This window comes from Nocardioides litoris (assembly GCF_006346315.1).
In the GTDB taxonomy this organism is placed as follows: Bacteria; Actinomycetota; Actinomycetes; order Propionibacteriales; family Nocardioidaceae; genus Nocardioides; species Nocardioides litoris.
Window position 1 is genome coordinate 454,708 of sequence record NZ_VDMR01000001.1, and the last position, 15,475, is coordinate 470,182.

General features: G+C 74.7%; 18 protein-coding genes. 5 read left to right on the plus strand and 13 right to left on the minus strand.

Going from position 1 to position 15,475, the window contains the following annotated elements:
- The 3 genes from FJQ57_RS02215 to FJQ57_RS02225 are packed head-to-tail and all read right to left on the minus strand — an operon-like array spanning nt 1 to nt 1,111.
- On the minus strand, nt 1-378 hold the full coding sequence (locus FJQ57_RS02215) for a hypothetical protein (RefSeq protein WP_139977608.1): 378 nt from the start codon (nt 376-378) through the stop codon (nt 1-3).
- Nucleotides 362-679: a YbaB/EbfC family nucleoid-associated protein gene (locus FJQ57_RS02220; RefSeq protein WP_139977609.1), complete on the minus strand. Its 318-nt coding sequence runs from the start codon at nt 677-679 to the stop codon at nt 362-364. The genes FJQ57_RS02215 and FJQ57_RS02220 overlap by 17 nt, the downstream gene beginning before the upstream one ends.
- A gap of 48 nt (nt 680-727) precedes the next feature.
- On the minus strand, nt 728-1,111 hold the full coding sequence (locus FJQ57_RS02225; protein WP_211348722.1) for a DUF2256 and DUF3253 domain-containing protein: 384 nt from the start codon (nt 1,109-1,111) through the stop codon (nt 728-730).
- Nucleotides 1,112-1,213: 102 nt separating this feature from the next.
- On the opposite strand from FJQ57_RS02225, the gene FJQ57_RS23520 reads away from it, so the two are divergent.
- A complete protein-coding gene (locus FJQ57_RS23520) occupies nt 1,214-2,332 on the plus strand; it encodes a TerD family protein (protein WP_281284216.1) in 1,119 nt (372 codons plus the stop codon).
- Nucleotides 2,333-2,468: 136 nt separating this feature from the next.
- Here FJQ57_RS23520 and FJQ57_RS02235 read toward each other — a convergent pair whose 3' ends face one another.
- The 9 genes from FJQ57_RS02235 to FJQ57_RS02275 form a co-directional block, all read right to left on the minus strand.
- Nucleotides 2,469-3,080 carry a maleylpyruvate isomerase family mycothiol-dependent enzyme gene (locus FJQ57_RS02235; protein ID WP_139978934.1) on the minus strand — a complete coding sequence of 204 codons (612 nt, stop codon included), beginning with the start codon at nt 3,078-3,080 and terminating at the stop codon, nt 2,469-2,471.
- 19 nt (nt 3,081-3,099) lie between these two features.
- Entirely contained in the window at nt 3,100-3,972 is an 873-nt protein-coding gene (locus FJQ57_RS02240; protein ID WP_139977611.1) for an aldo/keto reductase, read from the minus strand.
- Complete coding sequence (gndA, locus tag FJQ57_RS02245; RefSeq protein ID WP_211348724.1) at nt 3,972-5,426, minus strand: NADP-dependent phosphogluconate dehydrogenase; 1,455 nt, start codon at nt 5,424-5,426, stop codon at nt 3,972-3,974. The genes FJQ57_RS02240 and gndA overlap by 1 nt, the downstream gene beginning before the upstream one ends.
- Nucleotides 5,423-5,809 carry a LapA family protein gene (locus FJQ57_RS02250; protein WP_139977612.1) on the minus strand — a complete coding sequence of 129 codons (387 nt, stop codon included), beginning with the start codon at nt 5,807-5,809 and terminating at the stop codon, nt 5,423-5,425. The genes gndA and FJQ57_RS02250 overlap by 4 nt, the downstream gene beginning before the upstream one ends.
- 74 nt (nt 5,810-5,883) lie before the next feature.
- The gene (locus FJQ57_RS02255) at nt 5,884-6,504 is read right to left on the minus strand and encodes an alpha-ketoglutarate-dependent dioxygenase AlkB (protein WP_139977613.1); all 621 of its coding nucleotides are present in this window, start codon (nt 6,502-6,504) and stop codon (nt 5,884-5,886) included.
- Between the two features lie 64 nt (nt 6,505-6,568).
- Nucleotides 6,569-7,318 carry a polyphosphate--glucose phosphotransferase gene (ppgK, locus tag FJQ57_RS02260; protein WP_139977614.1) on the minus strand — a complete coding sequence of 250 codons (750 nt, stop codon included), beginning with the start codon at nt 7,316-7,318 and terminating at the stop codon, nt 6,569-6,571.
- The gene (locus tag FJQ57_RS02265; protein ID WP_139977615.1) at nt 7,315-7,764 is read right to left on the minus strand and encodes an SRPBCC family protein; all 450 of its coding nucleotides are present in this window, start codon (nt 7,762-7,764) and stop codon (nt 7,315-7,317) included. Before FJQ57_RS02265 ends, ppgK begins: the two co-directional genes overlap by 4 nt.
- 10 nt (nt 7,765-7,774) lie before the next feature.
- Nucleotides 7,775-9,238 (minus strand): HAMP domain-containing sensor histidine kinase, encoded by a 1,464-nt coding sequence (locus FJQ57_RS02270; RefSeq protein WP_139977616.1) that lies wholly within the window; start codon nt 9,236-9,238, stop codon nt 7,775-7,777.
- Nucleotides 9,235-9,924, minus strand: coding sequence for a response regulator transcription factor (locus FJQ57_RS02275; protein ID WP_139977617.1), 690 nt, complete (start codon nt 9,922-9,924; stop codon nt 9,235-9,237). The genes FJQ57_RS02270 and FJQ57_RS02275 overlap by 4 nt, the downstream gene beginning before the upstream one ends.
- Before the next feature lie 138 nt (nt 9,925-10,062).
- Here FJQ57_RS02275 and FJQ57_RS23525 point away from each other — a divergent pair, with 138 nt between their 5' ends.
- From FJQ57_RS23525 to FJQ57_RS02295, 4 genes are all read left to right on the plus strand, one after another.
- The gene (locus FJQ57_RS23525; protein ID WP_139977618.1) at nt 10,063-10,674 is read left to right on the plus strand and encodes a hypothetical protein; all 612 of its coding nucleotides are present in this window, start codon (nt 10,063-10,065) and stop codon (nt 10,672-10,674) included.
- 41 nt (nt 10,675-10,715) lie between these two features.
- Complete coding sequence (locus FJQ57_RS02285; protein ID WP_139977619.1) at nt 10,716-11,486, plus strand: ABC transporter ATP-binding protein; 771 nt, start codon at nt 10,716-10,718, stop codon at nt 11,484-11,486.
- 4 nt (nt 11,487-11,490) lie between these two features.
- Nucleotides 11,491-14,028, plus strand: coding sequence for an ABC transporter permease (locus FJQ57_RS02290; RefSeq protein WP_139977620.1), 2,538 nt, complete (start codon nt 11,491-11,493; stop codon nt 14,026-14,028).
- A gap of 123 nt (nt 14,029-14,151) precedes the next feature.
- A complete protein-coding gene (locus FJQ57_RS02295) occupies nt 14,152-14,868 on the plus strand; it encodes a GntR family transcriptional regulator (RefSeq protein WP_139977621.1) in 717 nt (238 codons plus the stop codon).
- A 148-nt stretch (nt 14,869-15,016) separates the two neighbouring features.
- On the opposite strand, the gene FJQ57_RS02300 is transcribed toward FJQ57_RS02295, so the two are convergent.
- Complete coding sequence (locus FJQ57_RS02300; RefSeq protein ID WP_139977622.1) at nt 15,017-15,394, minus strand: hypothetical protein; 378 nt, start codon at nt 15,392-15,394, stop codon at nt 15,017-15,019.
- Between the last annotated feature and the right edge of the window lie 81 nt (nt 15,395-15,475).

A 15,475-nucleotide genomic window follows, 5' to 3' on the forward strand; every position in this document is an offset into this window, starting at 1 on the left:
TCAGGCCTCCCGGACGTCGTTGTTCATGCGGCTGGCCGCCTCGCGGTTGGTCTCCTCGGTGTCCTCGGCGTTCTTGGCCCAGTTGTCCAACCGCGTCTTGGCCGAGCGGAGCAACGTCTCGTGCGTGCCGATCGCCCGGTCGGCGTGCTCGATGATGCCGTTGTAGAGACCCTCGTAGGTGTAGCTGTTGATGTCGCCGCCCCAGGGGGTCGGCACCAGGGTGCCCTTGGCCGCCGTCCGCTGGTGGCCGAGCGTGTCGGCGGCCCACCCGACCTGGTCGGCGCCGTGCTTGATGGCCGCGGTGTCGGTGACGACCTCGGCCCCCCAGCTCTCGGAGATGCCGCCTCCGCCGCCTCCGCCGCTATGCGCGTTGACCATGGATCCTCCTCCTCAGCTCGCTGGCCCGGGCGGCTGCGGCGTCGAGGCGATCCCGCGCCGGCGCCAGGGCCTCGCTGGCGGCCGCGCGCCGCTGCTCGCGGGCCCGGTCGTCCTCGCCCAGGGCCGAGGCCCTGGTGCGCAGGTCGCGGAAGGCATTCTGGATGGCCGCGGCGAGGTCGTCGGTGTCGAGACGTCGGACGCGGGGGTCGAGGGTGACCTCGAGGTCGCCGTCGGCTCCCAGCTCGAGCACCACCATCCCGTCGGCGGCCTCGCCGCGCACCCGTGGCTGGTCTGGTGTCATGACGGCCGTCCTCCCCGGTGCGGCCCGGGTGGAAACCTGCGGGAGCCGTCAGCGGGCGCGGCGGACGCGCACCGGTCCCTTGGCCGTCGAGGGGTCCACGACCCGGCCCTGCTGGGTGACCTCGACGTCGCCCGCCGCGACCAGCCGTCGGGCTGCCCGCCGCGCCGGCTCCATCAGCTCGCGCCACTCCTCGCCGCGCCCCTCCGCCGCGGCGACGGCCCGTGCGGCCTCCGAGGGGCAGATCGTGGCCGTGGCCGCGCGCTGGGAGAGCAGGTCGAGGATGGAGGCCTCCAGCGCCCGGTCGGTCGGCCCGACCTTGCGTCGCCGGCAGGCGTCGGAGCAGTAGCGCACCTGGTCCCAGTCGCGCTCCCACTTCTTGCGCCACTCGATGCGGCGACCGCACGACTGGCACGTCTTGGGCTCCGGGGTCACCGCTCCAGGGTGTCCGGCCCGCGCGCCCCGGCGTACCACCCCCGGGGTGGCCCGCCCCGCCGGCGGGTGTCGGCCCGCGGCTGCGTGGATAGGGTCCGAGACATGACCGGCCTGCGCGACACCGGCCTCCCGGCCGACCACCCCCGCTCCGTGTACGTCGACCACCTGCGGGCCGACGAGACCGTCACCTGGTTCAGCGAGCAGGCTCCCGTCGACGCCCTCGTCGACTACGTCCTCGGCCTGCTGCAGGTGGGTCGCGGCGACTTGCGGGCCGACCCGCGCGGGTTCGCCCGCACCGCCGACGGCGCGCTGCGGCTGACGGCCGTGCAGGGCGGGCGCGGCTGTGCCCTGACCGTGCACGGTGCCGACGTCACCGGCGCGACCCGCATCAACGACGCCATCGCCCGTGAGTCGCACGCCATGATGGCCGCGCTCGGCCGCGGGGAGCCCGGTGGCAACCCGGTCCAGGCGCGCTGGGCCCCGGTCGTGCGCGGCGAGGTCCGCGAGGACTTCGTGGGCTCGCCGGTGCTGCAGGTGCTCGACGGCGCCGACGTCGTGCCCCTGGGGGGCGCGCCCGCGGCGTCCCCGGCCGCCCCTCCGCCGCCCCCGCCGTACGCCGGGGGAGCGGGGGCCGCGCCGTCGGCCGGTCCGGTGCGGTTGAGCAAGGGGGGCAACGTCTCGCTGACCAAGCAGGTGCCGGCGCTGGCGCAGATCCGGGTCGGCCTCGGCTGGGACGTGGCCGCGACGACGGGTCACGACGTCGACCTCGACGCCTCGGCGATCATGTGCGGCAGTGGCGGGCGGGTGCTCAGCGACCAGCACTTCGTGTTCTTCAACAACCTCACCTCGCCCGACGGCACCGTCCACCACACCGGCGACAACCTCACCGGCGAGGGCGACGGTGACGACGAGGTGATCGAGGTCGACCTCGCGCGGATGGCCCCGCAGGTCGAGCGCATCGTCGTCGCGGTCTCGATCTACGACGCCGACGCCCGGCGGCAGAGCTTCGACCAGGTCGCCAACGCCTTCATCCGCCTCGTCGACCGGGCCGACGGTCGCGAGATCGCCCGCTACGACCTGTCCGAGGACGCCACCGGCGAGACCGCGATGATCTTCGGTGAGGTCTACCGCCGCGACGGGGAGTGGAAGTTCCGGGCCGTCGGCCAGGGGTACGCCTCCGGGCTGCACGGCATCGCCAAGGACTTCGGGGTCAACGTCTGAGCCGGCGCTCGCGGGCGCCGACTCCCTCACCGCCGAACCCTCTTCCCCGCCCGAATGCGGGCGGGGGAGTGCGTCGGACGGTGAGTTGCATGCGTGACCGATGCCGACCGATGCCCCCGGGGGTGTCGAGGGGCGGTCAGTCGAGGCGGGTGCGGAGGCGGTCGGCGCCGGGGCCGGTGAGGTCGGCGGCGACGCCCGCGCGGCCGGCGAGGGCCATCAGGACGGCCTCGCCGGGGCCACGCGCCTCGGGTCCGCGGCCGTGTGACCAGTCGACGTCGGTCGCGACCAGGCGGACGCCGCGGGCGTGCCAGGCGCCGCGCACGGTGGGGGCGGTGAGGGTGAAGCCGAGGGCGAAGCGCAGCCGCTCCGGCGGTACGACGCGGGGCAGGCCGAGCGGGCGGCGTACGTCCTGGTGGTGGACCAGGGTGTCGGTCAGGCCGATGCCGCCGCCGAACCCGGCCGTCAGCCCCGTCGGCCGGGCGTGCTCGCGGAGCAGCCGCACGAGCTCGGCGGGGGAGGCGTCGGCGAGCGCGGCCAGGGCGAGGGCGTTCATCCGGTCCGGGGAGCCGAGGCCGCGGGCGCCGAGGCGCGCCAGGTCGGTGACGCCGAGGCGTTCGTAGCTCACGACGTGCGCGGCGACGTCGCGCACCGACCAGCGGGAGCACAGCGACCGGGTGGCCCACTGCGCGGGCGTCAGCGACTCGAGCAGGTCGGCCAGCTCGAGGCGCTCGGCGGTCGCCTCCGCCATCCGGTCCACGCCGAGGAGGCTAGTCGCCCAGGGCGGTCAGGGCGGCGTGCTCCTCGTCGGTCAGCTCGATGCCCGCGGCGGCGGTGTTGGTCTCGAGGTGCTCGAGCGACTTCGTGCCGGGGATGGGCAGCATGACGGGAGAGCGGCGCAGCAGCCACGCGAGCGCGAGCTGCGAGGGCGTGGCGCCGTGCTCGCGGGCGGCGTCGCCGAGCACGCCGTCGTCGCCGGACAGCTCGCCCGTGGCGAGCGGGAACCACGGGATGAAGCCGATGTCGTGGGTCTCGCAGAAGTCGAGCAGGTCCTGGGCGTCGCGGTGGGCGAGGTTGTAGAGGTTCTGCACCGTGGCGATCGGGGCGATGGCCTGGGCCATCTCGAGCTGCTCGACGGTGACCTCCGAGAGCCCGATGTGGCGGATCTTGCCCTCGTCGCGCAGCTTGACCAGCTCGCCGACCTGGTCCTCGAGGTCGACGGCCGGGTCGATGCGGTGCAGCTGGAAGAGGTCGATGCGCTCGACCCCGAGGTTGCGCAGCGACAGCTCGCACTGCTGCCGGAGGTAGGCCGGCACGCCGACCGGCGTCCACACGCCCGGGCCCTGGCGGGTCAGGCCGGCCTTGGTCGCGATGACCACGTCGTCGGCGTACGGGTGGAGGGCCTCCTTCAGCAGCGCCTCGGCCACGACGGGGCCGTAGGAGTCGGCGGTGTCGAAGAAGGTGATGCCGAGCTCGACCGCACGCCGCAGCACGGCGACGGCGTTGTCGCGGTCGTCGGGCCAGCCCCAGACCCCGTCGCCGGTGAGCTGCATGGTGCCGTAGCCGAGGCGTACGACGTCGAGGTCGCCGCCGATGCGGAAGGTGCCCGAGGCGCCCGCCGTGGTCTCGGTCGTGGTCGGCATCAGGCCTCGCTCTCGCTCAGGTCGCCCGCCCAGGCGGTGTGGAAGGTGCCCTCGCGGTCGATGCGCTGGTAGGTGTGGGCGCCGAAGTTGTCGCGCAGGGCCTGGATGAGCGAGGCGGGGAGGCGCTCGCGGCGCAGGCCGTCGAAGTAGGACAGCGAGGACCCGAACGCCGGGACCGGGACGCCGCCCTGGGCCGCGGTGGCCACCACGTGGCGCCAGGCGTCGACGCCCTCCTTGACCGCGTCGGCGAAGAACGCCGTGGTCAGCAGCGTGGTCAGGTCGGGCTCGTCGGTGTAGGCCTCGGTGATGCGACCCAGGAAGCGGGCGCGGATGATGCAGCCGTCGCGCCAGATCTTGGCCACCTGGCCGAGGTCGATGTCCCAGCCGTGCTCCTCGGCCCCGGCCTTGATCTGGTCGAAGCCCTGGGCGTAGGCGACGACCTTGGAGGCGTAGAGCGCGGCCTGGACGTCGTCGACGAACGCCTCGCGGTCGACGTCGACCCGCTGCTCGTCGGGGTCGGTGGTGAAGACCTTGCGCGCGGCGGCGCGCTGCTCGCCGTGGCCGGACAGGCTGCGGGCGAAGGTCGCCTCGGCGATGCCGGTGATCGGGACACCGAGGTCGAGGGCGCTCTGCACGGTCCAGCGGCCGGTGCCCTTCTGCTCGGCGGCGTCCTTGACCACGTCGACGAACGGCTGGCCGGTGCCCGAGTCGGTGTGGCGGAGCACGTCGGCGGTCATCTGGATGAGGAACGACTCGAGCTCGCCCTCGTTCCAGCGCCCGAAGACGTCGGCGATCTCGGCCGGCTCGAGCCCGCCGATCGAGCGCAGCAGGTCGTAGGACTCGGCGATGAGCTGCATGTCGGCGTACTCGATGCCGTTGTGGACCATCTTGACGAAGTGGCCGGCGCCGCCCTCGCCCACGTGGGCGCAGCAGGGCTCGCCGTCGACCTGCGCGGCGATGGACTCCAGGATCGGGCCGAGTCGCTCGTAGGCCTGGTCGGTGCCGCCGACCATGATCGAGGGCCCGTTGAGCGCGCCCTCCTCCCCGCCGGAGACGCCGGTGCCGACGAAGTGCAGGCCGTGCTCCTGCAGCTGCTCGGTGCGGCGCATCGTGTCGGCGTAGTGGGCGTTGCCGCAGTCGACGACGATGTCGCCCTCGTCGAGCAGCGGCACCAGGTCGTCGATCACGGCGTCGGTGCCCGGGCCGGCCTTGACCATGACCAGGACGACGCGCGGCTTCTCGATGGCCTGCACGAACTCCTCGAGCGACTCGGTGCCGACGAAGTCGCCCTCGTCGCCGTGCTCGTCGAGCAGGTCCTGCATCTTGGCCGTGGTGCGGTTGTGGACCGCGATGGTGTGGCCGTGGCGGGCGATGTTGCGCGCCAGGTTGCGGCCCATCACCGCCAGGCCCGTCAAGCCGATGGTGGCGCGGGCCGTGCCCGCCTGCTCGCTCACTTGCCCCGCTTGTTCTCGCGCTTGACCCGGCGGCGCAGCTGCAGGATGCGCAGGCTGCCGACCAGGGCCACGACGACCATGCCGGCGACCATCGAGATCAGCAGCGCGGCGGCGAGCGGGAACTGGCCGTCCAGCCACAGGAACTGGATGCGCGCGTCGGCGGTGTTCTGGAACACGAAGATGACCAGCAGCACGATGAGGACCGCGGCGGCGATGACCGCGGCGTACGCCCCGCTGATGCGCGAGCCGCGCAGCGGGTCGTCGTGGCGCTCCTCGGTGGGCGGCGGCGGGGGCGGCGGCGTGGTCTCGTCCGTGGGCTTCGTCGAGGCCGGCTCCGCGTCGGTCGGAGGGGTCAGCGCGGGGTCGGACGGGGTCTGGCTCATGCCTCCGACGCTAGACCTCGCCGTCGGGGGTCGGTCCACCCTCGCGGGCTGCTCGGGTCCTCGCGGGACGTGGGTCAGAACACGTTGAACGGGCGGTACTGCACGGAGATGCGGGGCCCGGCGTGGGCCACCTTGGGCACGGCGTGCTCCCACGTGCGCTGGCAGGACCCGCCCATCACCACCAGGTCGCCGTGGCCCATCTCGACCGAGGTGCTCGGGCCCCCGCTGCGCGGTCGCAGCTGCAGGCGTCGGGGGTCGCCGAAGGAGACGATCGCGACCATCGTGTCGTGCGTCGAGCCGCGGCCGATGGTGTCGCCGTGCCAGGCGACCGAGTCGCGGCCGTCGCGGTAGTAGCAGCAGCCGGCGGTGCGGAACGGCTCGCCCAGCTCGTCGGCGTAGTGGGCCGAGAGCGCGTCGCGGGCCTCGGTGAGCACGGGGTGGGGGAGCTCCTCGCCGATCATGTAGGTGTGCAGCAGGCGCGGCACGTCGACGAGGCGGTCGTACATCTGGCGGCGCTCGGCTCGCCACGGCACGTCGCGCACGAGGGTCTCGAGGACGTCGTCGCTGGCGGGCACCCAGCCGGGCAGCACGTCGAGCCACGCGCCCTGGCCGAGCACGCGGCGCTCGAGGCCGGCCAGCGCACCGACGGCGCTGCCCGGGGAGGGCGCCTCGAAGAGGGTGCTCTGGAAGTCCACGGTCCCGACGGTAGCACCTCCGTCGAACACGTGTTCGACGGATCGTCGGGTCAGGCCGGTGCCCTCAGCCCTCGCCGGCGGCGTGCAGGGCGGCGCCGACGATGCCGGCCTTGTTGCGCAGCACGGCCGGGATGATCGGGGTGTCGATGCCGATCATCGGCAGGAACTTGTCGGCGTGCTTGCTCACCCCGCCGCCGACGACGAACATCGACGGCGAGAGCAGGCCCTCGATCGTGCGGTAGTAGACGGTGAGCCGCTCGGCCCACTCCTCCCACGACAGGTCCTCGTCCTCGCGGACCTTGTTGGCCGTCCACTGCTCGGCGTCGTGCCCGTCGATCTCGACGTGGCCGAGCTCGGAGTTGGGCACCAGCACGCCGTCGTGCAGCAGGGCCGAGCCGATGCCCGTGCCCAGCGTGGTGACGACCACGAGGCCGTGCTGGCCGCGCGCGGCGCCGTACCGGCTCTCGGCGAGGCCGGCGGCGTCGGCGTCGTTGAGGGCGACGACCGCGCGCCCGGTGGCCCGGCCGAAGACGGCTGCGGCGTCGGTGCCGATCCAGGAGTCGTCGATGTTGGCGGCGGTGCTGACGACCCCGTCGCGCACGACGCCGGGCACGGTCACGCCGACCGGCCCGTGGCCCTCGAAGGAGGACACGAGCTCGGCGAGGACCTCGGCCACCGCCTCGGGCGTCGACGGGTCGGGGGTGGGGATGCGCTCGCGGTCGGCGGCGAAGTCGCCGCGCTCGAGGTCGACGGGTGCGGCCTTGATGCCGGACCCGCCGAAGTCGACGCCGAGCGGGTGGTCGGGGTGGCTCATCGGTCCTCCAGGGTGCGGACGATGCGGTCGACCGTCTCGTCGGCCAGGTCGTCGAGCCGGCCCCGTCGTACGACGAGGGGCGCGACGAGGCGCACCCAGCCGTGGAAGGTGAAGTCGGCGCGGTAGTGGATGCAGGTGGTCTTGCCACCGGCGTCGGTGAACGTCATCGAGTCGGTGGCGGTCGAGGCCTTGTTGCGACCGCGGACCTGCACGGCCTCGGGGCGGCGGAAGGTGATGGTCTCGTAGACCAGCCTGACCCGACGGCCCAGGAACTCCGACTCGTTGTCGTACGTCGTGCCGAGGCCGCCGTCGCCCGAGGTGCGGCGGGTGGTGACCGTGCCCGGGTCCCAGTGCTCGGTGTGCTCGAAGTCGGCCAGGAAGTCGAACACCTCGGCCACCGGTCGGCGGACCGTGAACGTGCGCTCGACGAACACCGACCAGGACATGGCGGGGAGCCTACGGGTGCGCGGCGCCGGGCTCGACCACCGCGGTGCGCGGGAGGGAGAGGCGGAAGCGCGCGCCGCGGCCGCCGTCCTCGTCGCGGGGCGGCAGGCAGGCCAGCGTGCCGCCGTGCCGCTCGGCGATGCCCCGGGCGATGGGCAGCCCGAGGCCGGAGCCGGGGTAGCGGGCGCGGCTGTCCTCCAGGCGCACGAGGCGGGCGAAGACGCGCTCGCGCTGCTCGGCCGGCACGCCCGGGCCGTCGTCGAGCACCTCGACCACGGCGGAGCCGGACCCCGGGTCGTCGGCCAGCACCACGCGCACCGCGGTCGACGGGCCGCCCGCGCGCACGGCGTTGGTGACCAGGTTGGTCAGCACCTGGGCGACGCGGTCGCGGTCGGCGGTGACCGGGGCGGCGTGGCCGGTGGCCTCGAGCCGGGCGTCGGGGTGCAGGTCGGCCAGCGCGGCCAGCACGTCGTCGACGACGGCCCGCAGGTCGGTCGGGGCGAGCTCGAGCGGCAGGCCCTCGTCGATGCGCGCCATGAGCACGAGGTCGTCGACCAGGCGGCCGGCGGTGCGGGTCTGCCGGATGAGCCCGACGAGCACCTCCTCGCGCTCGGCGCGCGGCGGGTCCTCGCGCAGCAGGTTCTCCGCCGAGGCCTGGACGGCCGCGACGGGCGTGCGCAGCTCGTGCGCTGCGTCGGAGAGGAACGCGCGGAGCCGGCCCTCGGAACCGCGGGCCCGCTCCTCGGCACCGACCACCGCGTCGAGCATCTCGTCGAAGGCCTCGGCCGTGCGGCCGAGGTCGGTGCCGGGGGAGACCGGGCGCAGCCGCTTGGCGCGGTCGCCGCGGGTGATCTCGCGGGCCACGTCGGTGATGCGGCCCAGCGGCGCCAGCGACCGGCGTACGACGAGGGGCACGAGGGCCGCGGTCAGCAGCAGCACCGCGGCGGCCGCGAGCAGCAGCACCAGCCGGACCTGGGTGACGGTCTCGCGCACCGACCCCGCGTCGGCGAGCAGCAGCACCCGGTCGCCGCCGGGCAGGTTGCGCACCACGGTCAGCCGGTCGCCGTCACGGTCGACGGCGTCGGTGCCGGGCGGCCCCCCGGGCGGCGGGCCCGGGCCGGGCGCCGGGGGCTGCGGCCCCTCCGAGGGCCCGGCGGGGTCGTCGGAGGTGACCGCACCGCCGGCCAGCGGGCCCTCGGCGTACGTCGCGCCGTCGGCGGTGACCAGGACGACCGAGATGCCGTCGCCCTCCAGCCGGCGGGCCAGGTCGCGCTCGTCGACCTGGTCGGCCAGCGCCTCGGCGACCTCGGCCCGGTCGAGCAGCCGGTCGCGCAGCTGGCCGTCGAGCCGCTCGCGCAGCGCGACGTCGGTGGCCAGCACCAGCACGACGAGCACCACGGCCACCATCGCCACCACCACGACCGTCAGGCGACGCCGCAGCGACGGCGTCCGCAGGCCCGCCTCCGGGGCGGTCACGGGGCCGCGCGCAGGACGTACCCGAGACCGCGCTCGGTGTGCAGCATCCGGGGCCCGTGCGCCTCGAGCTTCTTGCGCAGCGAGCTCACGTGGACCTGCACCAGGTTGTCGGCGTAGGTGTCGTAGCCCCAGACCTGGCTCAGGATCTGGGTCGACGACAGCACCCGGCCGCGGTGGTGGGCCAGGAAGACCAGCAGCCGCAGCTCGGTCGGCGTCAGCACCACGGGCTCGCCTGCGCGGGTCACCCGGGCCGCGTCCTCGTCGACGACGAGGTCGCCGACCTCGATGGTGCTGGGCAGGGCCCCGGAGCGGCGCAGCACCGCCCGCACCCGCGCCACCAGCTCCTCGACCACGAACGGCTTGGCCAGGTAGTCGTCGACGCCCACGCCGAAGCCGCGCAGCCGGTCCTCGACCGACTCGCGCGCGGTCAGCATCACCACGGCGGCCGCGCTCCGCCGGCGCACGACGGCCACGAGGTCGGGTCCCTGCCGACCGGGCAGCATCCAGTCGAGCACCACCAGCGCGGGCCGGGTGCGGTCGAGCTCGTCCTCGAGCCCGGACCCGTCGGCGAGGGTGCGGACCACGAACCCGGCCGCGCCCAGCGCGCGCTCGAGGCCGGTCCGCAGCTCGGGGTCGTCCTCGACCACCAGGAGCGGCACCCCCGAGGCGCTGGCGGTCGTCGGCACGGCCCCAGTGTGCCGACGCCGACCTGAAGGGGACCTCAAGAAACCGGGTTGGCCGCGGCTTCTTCAGGTTGCCCGCAGGTCCGGTGGCCACCGTCGGTGGAGTCCGAGAGACAGCCCGACCGACACCGGAGGAACCCGATGGACCAGCCCCACGACCCCTACCGTCCCGAGCACGACGACACCCAGCCCCTCGCCCTCGGCGCGACCGGCCCGCTGCGCACCCGGCGCGGGCCCGCCGTGCTCGCCGGGCTCGGTGTCGCCGCGGTGACCGTGCTCGGCCTGGCGATCGCCGTACCGGCGCTCGCCGACGGCGACCGCGCCCCGCAGGCCACCCGTGACCTGACCTCGGTCAGCAGCGACGCCGCCCCGGCCGACGCACCCACCGACGCACCCACCGACGCGCCCACCGACGCGCCCACCGACGCGCCCACCGACGCGCCGGACGCTCCGGATGCTCCGACGGGTCCGGCCGCCCCGGGTGCCGGCGAGGCGCCCCGGGGCCCCGGCGGACCGGCCGGCGGACCCGCCGACGGTCCGGGCTGCGGTCCGGGCGGCGCCGAGGCCCCCACCCCGCCCGCCCCGCCGGCCCCGCCGGCCGACGGCAAGGCCCCGACCCCGCTGGCCCCGCCGGCCGACGGCGAGGCCCCGACCCCGCCCACCCCGCCGACCCCGCCCAGGGACGGTGAGGCGCCGACCCCGCCGGAGGGAGCGCCGACCCCGCCGGCGGCGCCCACCCCTCGGGGGTCCTGACCCGGTAGCGGCGCCGACCGGGGGCAGGGGAGGCTGGAGCCATGAGTGCGCCGGTCACCCCCGCCCCCGACCGCGCGGTCGCCGCCCGCGTCAGCGGTCTCACCAAGACCTACGGACGCGGCGAGGCCGTCGTCCGGGCCCTCGACGACGTCACGCTCGACCTGTACGCCGGCGAGTTCACCGCCATCATGGGCCCGAGCGGCTCGGGCAAGTCGACCCTCATGCACGTCTGCGCCGCCCTCGACCGCCCCGACGCCGGCGACGTGGTCGTCGGCGAGCGCTCGATCGGCCGGCTCAAGGACAAGGAGCTGACCGTGCTGCGGCGCGAGGAGATCGGCTTCGTCTTCCAGTCCTTCAACCTGGTGCCGACCCTCACCGCGCGGGAGAACATCCTGCTGCCCCTGGCCATCGCGGGCCGCAAGCCCGAGCCCGACTGGTTCGAGACCGTCGTGTCGACGGTCGGGCTGGGCGACCGGCTCTCCCACAAGCCCAACGAGCTCTCCGGCGGCCAGCAGCAGCGGGTGGCCGTGGCCCGCGCCCTGATGAGCCGCCCGCGCATCGTGTTCGCCGACGAGCCGACCGGCAACCTGGACTCCCGCTCGGGGGCCGAGGTGCTCGAGCTGCTGCGCGCGAGCGTCGACGACCACGGCCAGACCGTCGTCATGGTCACCCACGACCCGGTGGCGGCCGCATGGACCGACCGGGTCGTCTACCTCGCCGACGGCCGGGTCGTGGAGGAGCAGCGCGACCCCGACCGCGACGCCGTGCTGCAGACGATGGACCGGATGGCCCGGCTGGCCGAGGAGGCGTGAGGCGGTGATCCGCGCCGCCCTCAAGAGCCTGCTCGGGCGCAAGGTGCGACTGCTGATGAGCACCTTCGCCATCGTGCTCGGCGTCGCCTTCGTCGTCGGCACCCTGGTCTTCTCCGACACCCTCAACCGCAGCTTCACCGCGCTGTTCGCCTCCACGGTCGGCGACGTCGTCGTCGCCCCCGAGGACGCCCAGACCGCGCTCGGCCAGTCGACCAAGACGATCCCGGCCCCGCTGGTCGCCCAGCTGGCCGAGCTGCCCGGGGCTGCCCGCGCCGACGGCAACGTGACCGCGCAGGGCGTCTACGTCCTCGACCCCGAGGGTGACGTCGTCGGCGGGTCCGGGCCGCCGGGGCTGGGCGCGAGCTACAGCGACGCCCCCGCCGCCGGTGGGCCCGGCCTGCAGCTGGTCGAGGGCCGCGCACCCCAGGGCTCGGGCGAGGTGGTGCTCGACGAGCGCACCGCCGAGCGGGCCGAGGTGGGCGTCGGCGACCCAGTGCTCGTGCAGGTGCCCGAGGGCCGCCCCGCCCAGCAGCGGGCCCAGGTCGTGGGCCTGCTCGGCTTCCCCGACGGCGGCTCGCTCAACGGCGCGACGTACGTCGCCTGGGACACCCCGACGGCGCAGGCGCTGTTCCTGGGCGGGCAGGACGCGTTCACCGACGCCTGGGTGACCGCCCGCGACGGCGTCTCGCAGACCGCCCTCGCCGACCAGGCCCGCGCGGTCGTGCCCGACGGCGTCGAGGTGCAGACCGGCGACGACGCGGCCGACGAGCAGGCCAGCCAGCTGCTCGAGGCCATCGGCTTCCTGACCACCTTCCTGCTCATCTTCGCCGGCATCGCACTGGTCGTGGGCTCGTTCCTGGTCGTCAACACCTTCTCGATGCTGGTGGCCCAGCGCAGCCGCGAGCTCGCGCTGCTCCGCGCGCTCGGGGCGTCCAAGCGCCAGGTCGTCCGGTCGGTGCAGGTCGAGGCGCTCGTGCTCGGCGCCATCGGCGCCACGCTCGGCATCGGCCTCGGGGTGCTGCTCGCCGTCGGGCTGAAGGCCCTGTTCGCCAGCCTGGGGCTCGACCTCACCGGCCAGGACCTGGTCTACCGTCCGCGCACCTTCGTGGCGGCGTACGCGATCGGGGTGCTGGTCACGATGGCCGCGGCCTACCTGCCCGCCCGCCGCACCAGCCGGATCGCGCCGGTGCAGGCGATGCGCGACGACGTCGCCCTGCCCGAGTCGTCGCTGCGCCGGCGGTTCGTGCTGGGCCTGGTGCTCGCCGTGCTCGGGGGCGGCGCGATGGCGCTCGGTCTCGGGGTGGCCGGCGACGTGCCGCGGGCGGGCTGGTGGATCGGCGGCGGCATCCTGGCCGTCCTGCTCGGCGTCACCGCGATGAGCCCGGTGCTGGCCGCGCCGCTCCTCGGGCTCGCGCGGGCGGCGTACGCGCGGGCGTACGGGCCGGTCGGCAACCTCGCCGGCCAGAACTCCCTGCGCAACCCCCGTCGTACGGCGGCCACCGCGTCGGCCCTGATGATCGGCCTGACGCTCGCCTGCGCCATGGCCATCATCGGCTCCTCGGCCAAGGCGTCGGTCGACCAGACGGTCGAGGACAACTTCGTCGGCGACTACGTCGTGCGCGGCACCGGGTTCGGGGCGTTCTTCAACGCCTCCGTGGCCGACCAGGTGGCGGCTGTGCCGGGCGTGCGCGAGGTGGTGCGGCAGCGCTTCCAGCTCGTCGACCTCGACGGCGACACCGAGGCCGTCTCGGCCCTCGACCCCACCCGGGTCGGCGTGTTCGGGCTGCGCACCGTCGCGGGCGACCTGGGCACGCTGGCCGACCGCACCGTCATCGTCTCCGCGGACTGGGCCGACGACGGGGGGTACGCCGTCGGCGAGGAGCTCCGCGCCGACCCGCCGTCGGGGGAAGAGCGGTGGCGCATCGTCGGCACCTACGAGGACAACCCGCTCGTGGGCGACGTGGTGACGACCCTGGCGACCTTCGAGGCCGGCGGCTACGAGCCGGTCGACGCCTCGCTGACCGTGGTCGCCGACCCCGGTGCGGGCGACCTGGAGGAGCAGCTGGAGCAGGCCGTCGACAACCCGACGGTGGTGGTCAACGACCAGGCGGAGTTCGCCGCCGAGCAGCGCGAGCCCATCAACCGGTTCGTCTACATCATCTACGCCCTGCTCGGCCTGGCCCTGCTCATCGCGGTCATGGGCATCGTCAACACGCTGGCGCTGTCGGTGGTCGAGCGCACCCGCGAGGTGGGGCTGCTGCGCGCCATCGGCCTCACCCGCGGGCAGCTGCGCTGGATGATCACGTTGGAGTCGGTGGTGATCGCGGTGCTCGGGGCCGTGCTCGGGGTCGTGCTCGGCGTCGGGTTCGGCCTGGCCATGATGGCGGCGGTGCGCGAGCAGGGCCTGGAGGTCGTCGACGTGCCTGCGGGGCAGCTCGTCGTCTTCCTCGTCCTCGGCGTGGTCATCGGCGTCGTGGCCGCTGTGCTGCCCGCGCGCCGGGCGGCGCGCCTCGACGTGCTGCGGGCCATCGCGACGGAGTGACGCCCCGGAGTGACGCCGCGGAGTGACGCCGCGGGTGACCGGTCGTGCCCAGCCTGGTAAAGGCTCGGTGACATCGCGCCGTTTCGCGGACGCGGGCGCCTCGGGTTCCCTACTGTTCGGGGCGTGGAGGACGTGCTGATCAGCGACGGACGCTCGCTCAAGCACGTCGCCGTGCGCGAGTACGTCCGCGGTCTCGTGGCGGGCAACGCACCCGGTTCGCCCGCTCCCTCGGAGCGCGAGCTGGTGCACCGCTTCGGCGTCGCCCGGATGACCGTGCGCCAGGCGCTCGACGCCCTGGTCACCGAGGGGCTGCTCGAGCGCATCCCCGGTCGCGGCACCTTCGTGGCCCGGCCGCGCCGGGTCGCCTCGCGGATCACCGGCTACACCGAGGAGATGACCCGCCGCGGCCTGCTGGCCGAGTCGCAGACCCTCCTGGCCCGCCGCGAGCAGGCCGGCCCGGGCGTCGCCCGCGCCCTGAGCATCTCCGAGGGCGACGCCGTCATCCATTGGCGCCGCCTGCGCCGCGGCGACGGCGCGGTCATCTGCATCGAGGACAACTACCTCAACGAGGTCCTGCTCCCCGGCTTCCTGCAGACCGGCATGCCGACCAGCCTGTACGACGCCCTCGACGCGCGCGGCCTGCGCCCGACCTGGGCCGAGGACTCCATCGCCGCCGACACCGCGGGCGACGAGGAGGCCCTCCTGCTCGAGGTCGACCCCGGCACCGTCGTGCTGCGGCACTCCCGGCGCGGCATGGTCGGCGACAAGGTCGTCAACGTCTCCCGCAGCGCCTACCGCTCCGACCGCTACACGATGTGGATCCAGCTCGGCGACGGTTGAGCGGTTGTTCGGGGGCGGGTCGGTCTCGGCGTTCGTCCCGGCAAAACCTCCGGTTAACTGGTGAATCTGCCGCTTCTGGGCGGTAGTTCCCCACCATGAGTGGGAGTTTCTCCGCTTAACCGGAGAATCTGCCGCCCATGCGGCCGACTCACCCCGACAACCGCCCCCGCGCGGCCGAGGGCCGGCCGAGGTACCCCAGCGCGGCGGCGACCTCACCGGTCTCCTCGCACACCCACACCGGGTCGGGGCCGCCGAGGTCGGGGGAGATGTAGAGCGAGTGGACCGGGCCGTCCTCGCACGCGAGGCACAGCGGCCAGCGGGCCATCGTCTCGAACAGCGCGTCCTGCACGTCCTGGGCGACCAGCCCGGCGACGTACGGCGCGCCCTGGGGCCACTGGGAGGCCCACCACAGCCGGCTCTCGCAGGCGTCGTCGAGGGCCGAGACGGCCGGGGCGGTCGCGAGCTGGCGGGCCGTGAGGTCGGCCAGCACGCGGGCTCGTGCTTCGAGCAGCAGGCTGTCGTCCACCTGTCCATTGTCAGGGTGGCTCAAGGCCGACGCACCCCGGCGCGGAGCGGGAGGTGCCGCCCGGCGCCCCGGCCGCCCCCT